This window comes from Ruegeria sp. CDSC085 (assembly GCF_059610465.1).
In genome coordinates this window covers 1-8,348 of sequence record NZ_JBXWNR010000038.1, presented here as the reverse complement: position 1 = coordinate 8,348, position 8,348 = coordinate 1, and the positions used below count along the sequence as shown (strand labels likewise).

Here is an 8,348-nt window from a genome sequence, read left to right as displayed (position 1 = left end):
TCGAAAACAATTCGACGCGTACAAACCTTAGATCAGGCATACTCGTCAACTAGACCCCAGAGTTTGCGACACATCCAGCTGGAACCGGAGGGGTTCACATCCAAGACCCGTGTGCTTGATTCCGCGAAAACCGGTGGCGTTGAGATCGAGCAGATGCGCGGTGTCTGGGCTGAATTGCAGAACCACGCGCTTGAACGGGTCGGGGAGGTGGAGCGCGTCGATCACCGGTCATTGGAGGCGCAGCGTGAGGAGGCTCTGAGCCAGGGTGACGCGCTGAAGGCCGAGGAGCTGGACCGTGATCCGGAGGTCAAGTTGGGACCAGCGGCCAATGCGATGGAACGCCGCGAGATGCGTGCGGCCGAGCGTGAGGGCCGCGACTATGAACCTGTCACCGAGCGGGGCAATGCGGTTCATGCGGCCCGCCAGGCGCGGGCGCTCTTTGTCGACATGCGGGAACGTCTAGATCTGGCGCGGGAGACCTATGGGGCTGAGCGTGAAGCGGGACAGGGGCGTGTGTCGGCCGGTCTGGCGGCGCTTCGGGCTGCGGCCAGCAAGGATCGGGGTGTGGAGCGCAGCTCTGGTGATATTCGGGACCGGCTGGCGCGGATTGTCGGGCGCGAGGAACCGGAAGCCGGTGGGCAGAGTGTCGAAGAACCCTCAGACCTGCGGCGTGTCAATGACCGGTTGCGGGAAACCTTGGGGCGGTCGGAAGAGACCGGGGTAGATTGGGGCGATGATGGTGTGGACAAGCCATCAATTCGGGAACGACTGGAGGGCGTGTTGAACAAGCCGCGTGAGACATTGGAGCGTGGTGACGGGCGGGAGCACCGTGATGAGCCGAAGCGCGAGCGCGAAATTGACAGCGAAACTGACCTAGATCTAGGCCTCAGTCACTGAACTGCCAGCCATTCTTGACGGGACTGAGGCGACGTTTTTCGAATAGAACGAACCCGTCTGGCCGTCATAGGTCTAGGGTCGTGATATTGCTCTCAACGAATTCCTCTAGACTTGAGAATGCCGTTTCAAGAATCCCCAAAATTGGCGAAGAAAAATTCCCCATTTTCCGGTCTCAGTGATCAGCAGACGTTTGCGATCTGCTTCTCCTTTTTCATAACCATAACGGCGGACCACTTCAGAGGGGGAGGATCACATCGGCGAGAAGAGCCTAGGAGCGCACCACATCATTCAAAGAACAAGTACTGACCATCTTGGCGAATGTTGGGTATAGTAAGGTACATTTTCAGCCGGAGTTCAGATTTTGTACCAGTATGAGAACCGCAAAGCTTTCTTTGGGATAACATTAGCCCTTCTGACGATGTTATTCCCTGGGGTAATTTTCGCCCAAACAAACAAGAGGATAGTGACCAGCAATGACTTACCTCTATTCTCAATCACAGAACCTCAGATAGTAGGCTCTTCGACTCTTGTGGTGTCACCGTCTTGTGTGAATTGTGCTAGAACTTTCCTACAGACAATGCAGAAGATCGGTTCGGGATCGCCAGAGTTTAATGGAATTGAACTTATGGTGGTTTTGTATCCGAGGCATGAGCGGGACATTAATAGAATAGCTGGTTTTCTTTGTATGACACCAAAGAAGAGAATTCGTGCGTTAATCAGCTATTACACTGTTATTGCAGGCTCTGGTCGAGGTGGCTCTTCGATAAGTGCAGAGACTGCCGGAAGAGCAATGTACGAAGCTCAAAAAACTGGCGGCATCACCTCAGCTCAATTCAAAGTTTGTGCTGCTGACCCCAAAAAGCGCCAAGCGATAGCTGCTACTGTTGAAGTAATAAATGCCTCAAAGCGGGTCAACAGGTTACCAAAGTTCATTTTGCTCGATAAGCAATACAATGTGAAAAGTTACTCAGATATGGTAAAGGTTTTGCAAAGGAGATTGAAATGAGCGCAATTAAATGGGGGAAAACTGTTGCCCTGACGGTTGTCTTTTCTTCGCTAGGTGTGGGTGTCCATGCCGGAAGTTGCAGTACTTCTGGTGGGGGAATATCTATAAAAACTTGGGCCAAAAACACTTTCACCGTTGGACACGCATACGATGTAGCTCTTCACTTTGGAGGGGCCAGTTCATCCGTTGCGGGAACAGCATTTGGCGCGACAAACAAAATGCTCCTTGATATGGTAGAGTTCTTTTCTGAACAAGAGAACTTGGAAGACTTTACAAGTGGCAGAGGTGCATTGACTGATATCCATAATGCCAACAACTCTGGGTTCAGAACTGGAAGTGCTGGATATTATGCTAGGAAAGCAGGGTTTACTGACGAAGAGTTTGCCGCTCTCGGCGGATTTTGACCAATACTAAGCACTAAGCCGCAGAGACAATTCGGTCAGCCCGCAAAGCGCACGGGGCTATCATTTGCCCGCGCTTGAAAGGATCGTCGCGATGGACCAAAGGCTGACGATCCAGAAAAGTTGGTGCTCATGGAACCCACTTTTCGTTTGAGATCGTCAGCACACCTGTTGCCTCACCGAACTTTCCTGTGATGTCGGCCGGGTCGGTCTCGCTGGAACTCCAGCCTAAAACCTTTCCGGCACTGTCAAACCTTGGGTGCATTCGAATTCCAGAAACTATTGCTTGACCTAAAGGGGCCAGGCTCCCAGGACGACCGGTTGCACGGAAGTAATCGAATTCAAGCACATGGCTTGAAGGATCCAATCGGCCTTCAATGTAACCTAACTCTGTTCTTAGAATTCGAAATCCCGCGAGGAAACCTGCCTCCACTTCGAGAGGTTGAATGCCACCACGAAATTGCCCGGTTGCGGGATCCAGCTCTTCAACAGCGAGTCCAAAAGTAACCGTCCCCTGCATGAACTCAAACCATGAGCCCTTCAGGAGATATGCGTATCTCCAGTTACTGCCGGAGTATTCGCGGTTATTGGTCAACAGCTTTAAAATCGAATCGCGCTTCGTGGACTCTACCTCAGCCAACGACTGGTTCGAACTTTCATCATGCGCAGCCCGCTCAGTTGATGTAAGAAGTGGCTCACCCTCGATCGGAACGAATGTTTGTTCCCGCTCCGCAAAGTGCCAAGGACCGCCTTCTTTACGGGTCGAGATGATATCTGCATCGGCTGCGTCCTGAACTGCTTGAGTTGTTGGAAATGCGAGGCCATTTCCATTGCTGCTCACTCTTTCCAGCCGCCAGCTGCCCTCCCGCCGCCGGAACTGCGCTCGCCCGTTGCCGCCGCGTTCGCCGAAACGTTGCACGACCAGCGATGCGCTCTGATAGTGCCACAGAAAATCAACCGTCAAAACATCCTGATCTTGCGAGGCATCGGATTTGTCGGTGATTATGACAGACAATGGTTGCGCTTCCGCCATAACCAGGAAATGCGGGGTTGCCGAGGCGATCCCCTGCGCCTGCCCGCGCGCGGTAACGGCAGCTTCCCATGAATTGCCATGATTGGTGATGCCTTGCTGGGCGTGTTGCATCATGCGCGCGACAAGTCCTTGAGCAATCGCATCTTCAAAGGCACCATCTACGAACATGACCCGCGCCGCGTGCTGTCGCAGCTTTTCATGGGCGATCAGTTCGCTGACAAGATCAGCGTCCGGACCATCGGCAACGGTGCCTCCAGCGGTGCCGATGGTGTTGCAAGTATCCATATACTGGCGGATTAGCGGCATAGCGATGTCGTAACGTTCGTGGGATGGCAGCGGAATGACCAAATGAGGGATGGGCTCTTGTTGTGATGTGTTGAGGTTCGGATTATCCGTGCGTCGGGTTGTTCTTTCGATCTGGAACGCACGCCCTTCCTTTGCGACGAGTGTTAGTGCCGATCCTCCTTCGAACCGTCCATATCGACCGATGTCTCCGAAGCTAACTGTAGTTATGGTGGTCTGTTCACCCACTGTACTTTCCCCCCGCGTCGTGCTGCCCATCCAGTCGCTCCATCCCCCGGCGGAATGCGTTTTCACTTTGATTGGTTCACGTTGGTAGACCAATAGCTCGCAGCCGTTAACATCGACTACCGCTGTTTGCTGCCGTCCGAAGGCCAAAGCCGAGGTCAGTTGCGCTACGCTCGTGGATGCGCCTGCGGGAATGGGATGGGAGGCTGTGGAGGTGGCGGAAGCGGTGATTGTGGGCTGCGGCATTGTGCCGGTACTGTTGGTAGAGCCATTCCGAAACACCGTGTCCATGTCGGATAAAGCTACTATGGTTGCCCAGTTTGATTGCCCTGTCACCGGGTGGAGCCCGTTTTCCCGCTGGAATTCCCGCAATGCCTGCTCGGTTCGCGCGCCAGTAACACCATCCATTGGACCCGCCTCGTAACCACGCAGATTCAGGAAGAACTGCACCAGCTTTGGATGTCTGCGCAAGTCGTCGGCGGTGTATTGGTTATAGAATCTTCCTCCCAAGCCAGCGTTGTCGAACACGCCCCGAGTCTGGGAGGCGCTCAACCGCCCAGTATGATCGTAGTCCACGGTTGCGATGTTATATCCAACGATCGGGCACGCACGACAGCTCTCGGTCCAATAAACGGCTGTCGAAAATCTTTGATCCCCATTCGGCAATATGCGCATTCCACCGATAAATGGTTTCCATGCCGTGGCTCCCGGGAATTGAGCAAGGATTGACTGCGCCCGTCTATCCCCACGTGAAGCGAGAATTGACAGCTCACGCTCCGGATAGATCGGATAAGAGATAGTCTCGGGAGACGTGTTGACGAAATAGTCATACCTGTTTCCATTCATCGACAATGCATCCAAGACAGCAATATCTACCTTTCCCAACTCACGAAAATCGATTGGTATCTCCGGTCCTTCTCCACCTTCCGCAGCTCTTGCGTGAGCGAAACGAAGGGTTTCTTCGCTGGCACCGTCATCGCGCAGACATTCAACTGTTGATTTCTCAGAAGCCCACATGCACCCGGTCAATTCGGGTCGCCCATAGCCTCCGGAATGCACAATCGCCGCCGTCCATTCCTCCCCTGATGTGGTCACTGGCTGAGTCGTTGCTCTCTTTAGCAAGTGGGTAATTCGGTGTCCGCTGGATATCGAGCCGACGACTTTCGGCGCAGTGCAGTCAGTATCCGAGCATGCAAGTACGTCATAATCGATCGACGCCCAGTCATCTGCGTCCCAACGAAGCGTTTCGAGCTTCGGGAAGGACCATTGACCCGGCTGAAGTTCGTCTGTTTTTAGTACGGCTTGATTGCCAGTCTCCGCATCTATCAACAAAAGGTCTGCCTGCCACTCCGTCAGCGACAGCGGGATCGCAGCATACTTGCTATCGGGCGACCAAGCGACTGGCAACATGGGTTGCCGAACGTTCATTGCTTCTGCTTTTCCCCTGACCGCCGTCTCGGGGACAAGATCACTTTTGAGAATTTGTCGCGTTCCCAGGTTGATCAGAGCTGCGCGTAGCCCACCCCAGTCAAGATCCCACTGGATAACAAGCGCACTTCTCGCGTCCGGAGAGAAAAAAAGGCGCACTTCGGTCGCAGCGGGGTCGGTTGCGGCGGAAAAGAGCAACTCTTTGCGATACCGCGTGCTTCCATCGGCATCGATCGAGAGGTCACCGACTGTCTCGCCGGTTCGTACAACCCGGCGCGCTTCGCTCGTTTCTATCCAATCACCTGGTCGAATCTCGGACTCTGTCGGTCCCTCATCGGAGGTGGCAATTCCGGTGGTTTGTGCGGTACTCTCCGCATGGGTGCCCGGAAACTCAGGTGCTGGGACAGCCCCGACCGAAGTCGCCACAGGACCTCCTGTTCCAAGATGCCGATCCAAAAATGCTCGGCGAAGAAATGATTCCGGGTCTATCCAGTCCTCAACAAAAACATCTGTGTCGGAGATGTCCCCTGGCGGGTAGATGTTGCCGAACGCTGGATGAAGGTACTTATAAGTCCCCTCGAAATTTCGGGCTTCGAAATGCAGGTGGCAGCCCTCTGCTGCACCAGTGTCGCCGATTTTTCCAATCTGGGCGCCAGCAGGAACGGTCATACCAATGCGCCAAGGCTCGCCGTTGGAATTGGACGGTGTGCTTTGAAGATGAAGGTAGATCGAGTACGTCGAACTCGTGTTTCCATGCCGAAGAATAACTGCGTTACCCGTATTGTGATCAAAATCACGATCACTACGAGCCCGATCAATTCCTATCCGCTCAAGTTCCGAGTCCGGTACATCTGAGGCAACCACCCGCACGACACTACCAGAAAGTGGTGCAGTTACAGGTAGGCCGCAATCGGCTTGCCCGGGCAGCCCTATGTCGATGCCAGGATGAGTGGTGGCACCATACGAAGGGAACTCACCGTGTTCGAATCCAGTGATACCGCTCCCTTCAACCAACAACTGGTGGAATTCTGGTGAGTCAGGAAGATCCGGAATACTTACAGTTCCCAAGGCAACCGATCGGGCTGCTGCCGTTTTGGGAAATTCTTCAACCAAGACCGACAGTAGGCGTCGCTTGTAGAGCGGGTCAGAGGCACCACCACTGCCGGTTGCGGCGTCGATCAGCAATCGGTTAGCGGTATCCTCATTGGTTTGCCCAAACGCGAACGAAACACTTGCAAAAAGAAGTGCCACCGGCACAGAGATTAGCCTGAAATGGAACATCGACACCTACCGCTTAGACCCTGATAGGAAAGGTTAGGCAGCGTTGACATATCTGGCAAGCTTCTCGAAGCTGCTGACTAACAAGGGTTTAGAGTGAGATTATGGGTGTATTGAGGATAGGTTTTTGGCTATCGGTGGCGCTTTTTGTCTTTGTGGCGTCCCCCCTTGTGGCGCAAGAGAGCCCCGAAGCCATTCTGGCAGAGGCAGAGAGCATATACGAGGGGCCGGAGAGTTCACTGCCGACCCTTGTCGCCGTACGACATCTGCTGGACCGGATTATTAATGAACACCCATCCTCGGACCTCGCCATCAGCGTGCTGCTGGCCGAGTCAGTCGGTGAAATAGACGTGGCCGGGCTCAATGCGAGATTGGAGAATGGTGATGAGGCAAAAAGCACTGCCATCGAAGACTCTACTAGAATTAAGCCAACGGAAAGCAATGCTAACGACAAGAACCAGCTTAGAACTGGAGTTCTTCCATCACATTTGACGCAAGGATCAAAGGTTTCTGAAGCTGCGCTCGGACTCGACAAGCAGGGAATCCGTGACCTTCAGGCAAGGCTTCTGGTCATGGGTTATGACCCAAATGGCGTCGACGGCGTTATTGGGCGCGGTACTCGATCTGCGCTTAGCGCATGGCAAGTTGCTCAGGGCGTTGAGGTCACTGGGTATCTGAGTGCCGACCAGCATCTCCGATTGCAAGCCATGTCAGAAGCAGCTCTTGCCGCTTGGCGCACCGATCCAGAAAACGAGCGGATGTATTTGCCTCCGCCCCCAATCGCGATCGGACCTGGCAACATGTCGGGCATTTGGCGTTTCACGTCCAATTGCGGGCCGTCTAGCAAGCTTGGTCGAACGAAAATTACTGGAGTATTGAATGTGCGCCATGCTGGCGGAAACCGCTACGGCGGTCGCGTCCAGCAATCGCAGGGTTTTCGGGGGCAGTTTTCTGGGAGGCTCAATGGACGGCGGTTGACGGCAGAGATCAACTGGGGGCTGCTGCTAGGGCGCGTTCAAGTCGTAGGCACTGTAGCGGACCAGAAACTTGCAATGAGTGGTCGAGATTCGAACAGGTGCTCCTTCTATGCGGTGAAGTCTTAAAGTGTTGCTCTGGCACAATCTGGAACTCAAAATCATAAACCGTCTTCTATGACCGCCAACTCACCTTCAACCTTTGCGCGATAGCCCGGTGTTGAGGCAAAGACGAAGTTCCCACGCGAGCGGCGGTTGGTAGAGCCGTCAGTCAATCCTCATCTTTACCTGATCAGCGTGCATTTGCTTTACAGTGCGACGCTCTTTGCATGGCTTTCGTGTTTTTGCTTCAGCAACCAAGCGGACAATCGATCCGCACACCAAATGCTGTACCAACTCGCACGCTTTCGCCAAAAACGGTCGTTTTTGTCCAAAAGCCTTTCCCTCACCAAAGAACAATTTCTTAGCCATGACAAAAACCCCCGGCAAAACCTTTGTGGTTTTGGCAGGTTTTTGTCACAGTGAGGCATGATTGTTGGATATGCCCGCGTCAGCACTGATGACCAGAACCTGGATTCACAGACCGACGCCCTCTCGGCTGCAGGAGCCGAGAGGGTTTTTGCGGACAGGATCAGCGGATCGAAGCGTGTGCGACCGGAGCTCGACAAGATGCTGGAGCAGCTCCGCGATGGCGATGTTGTGACCGTCACCAAATACGACCGCCTGGGGATGTGTCGCAAATTTTTGGAGCGGCCAGCGACAGCGACTTATCAGACAAACTTATCCTACGATCTCTGCAAATA

At 53.9% G+C, this 8,348-nt stretch carries 7 protein-coding genes; 5 read left to right on the top strand and 2 right to left on the bottom strand.

The genetic code is table 11. The features are described from left to right. The 3 genes from AC2FJB_RS22495 to AC2FJB_RS22485 form a co-directional block, all read left to right on the top strand. On the top strand, positions 1-897 hold an 897-nt coding region (locus tag AC2FJB_RS22495), incomplete at its 5' end, for a MobA/MobL family protein (RefSeq protein ID WP_496819126.1). 577 nt (positions 898-1,474) lie between these two features. Further along, the gene (locus tag AC2FJB_RS22490; protein ID WP_496721156.1) at positions 1,475-1,903 is read left to right on the top strand and encodes a hypothetical protein; all 429 of its coding nucleotides are present in this window, start codon (positions 1,475-1,477) and stop codon (positions 1,901-1,903) included. Then, entirely contained in the window at positions 1,900-2,307 is a 408-nt protein-coding gene (locus tag AC2FJB_RS22485) for a hypothetical protein (protein ID WP_496721158.1), read from the top strand. Before AC2FJB_RS22490 ends, AC2FJB_RS22485 begins: the two co-directional genes overlap by 4 nt. 127 nt (positions 2,308-2,434) lie before the next feature. Here AC2FJB_RS22485 and AC2FJB_RS22480 read toward each other — a convergent pair whose 3' ends face one another. Continuing rightward, positions 2,435-6,574 (bottom strand): peptidoglycan DD-metalloendopeptidase family protein, encoded by a 4,140-nt coding sequence (locus tag AC2FJB_RS22480; RefSeq protein WP_496721160.1) that lies wholly within the window; start codon positions 6,572-6,574, stop codon positions 2,435-2,437. 101 nt (positions 6,575-6,675) lie between these two features. On the opposite strand from AC2FJB_RS22480, the gene AC2FJB_RS22475 reads away from it, so the two are divergent. After that, positions 6,676-7,674: a peptidoglycan-binding domain-containing protein gene (locus tag AC2FJB_RS22475; protein WP_496721162.1), complete on the top strand. Its 999-nt coding sequence runs from the start codon at positions 6,676-6,678 to the stop codon at positions 7,672-7,674. Positions 7,675-7,812: 138 nt separating this feature from the next. On the opposite strand, the gene AC2FJB_RS22470 is transcribed toward AC2FJB_RS22475, so the two are convergent. Beyond that, positions 7,813-8,016 carry a hypothetical protein gene (locus tag AC2FJB_RS22470; protein WP_496721164.1) on the bottom strand — a complete coding sequence of 68 codons (204 nt, stop codon included), beginning with the start codon at positions 8,014-8,016 and terminating at the stop codon, positions 7,813-7,815. A 57-nt stretch (positions 8,017-8,073) separates the two neighbouring features. On the opposite strand from AC2FJB_RS22470, the gene AC2FJB_RS22465 reads away from it, so the two are divergent. Next, positions 8,074-8,348, top strand: a 275-nt coding sequence (locus AC2FJB_RS22465; RefSeq protein ID WP_496721166.1) for a recombinase family protein, incomplete at its 3' end; no start/stop codon positions are given.

What these genes read in the sequence shown, in the direction of transcription:
- AC2FJB_RS22485 (WP_496721158.1), top strand. Translation starts at nt 1,900, where the DNA reads ATGAGCGCAATTAAATGGGGGAAAACTGTTGCCCTGACGGTTGTCTTT.
- AC2FJB_RS22475 (WP_496721162.1), top strand. Translation starts at nt 6,676, where the DNA reads ATGGGTGTATTGAGGATAGGTTTTTGGCTATCGGTGGCGCTTTTTGTC.
- AC2FJB_RS22490 (WP_496721156.1), top strand. Translation starts at nt 1,475, where the DNA reads ATGCAGAAGATCGGTTCGGGATCGCCAGAGTTTAATGGAATTGAACTT.
- AC2FJB_RS22470 (WP_496721164.1), bottom strand. Translation starts at nt 8,016, where the DNA reads ATGGCTAAGAAATTGTTCTTTGGTGAGGGAAAGGCTTTTGGACAAAAA.
- AC2FJB_RS22480 (WP_496721160.1), bottom strand. Translation starts at nt 6,574, where the DNA reads ATGTTCCATTTCAGGCTAATCTCTGTGCCGGTGGCACTTCTTTTTGCA.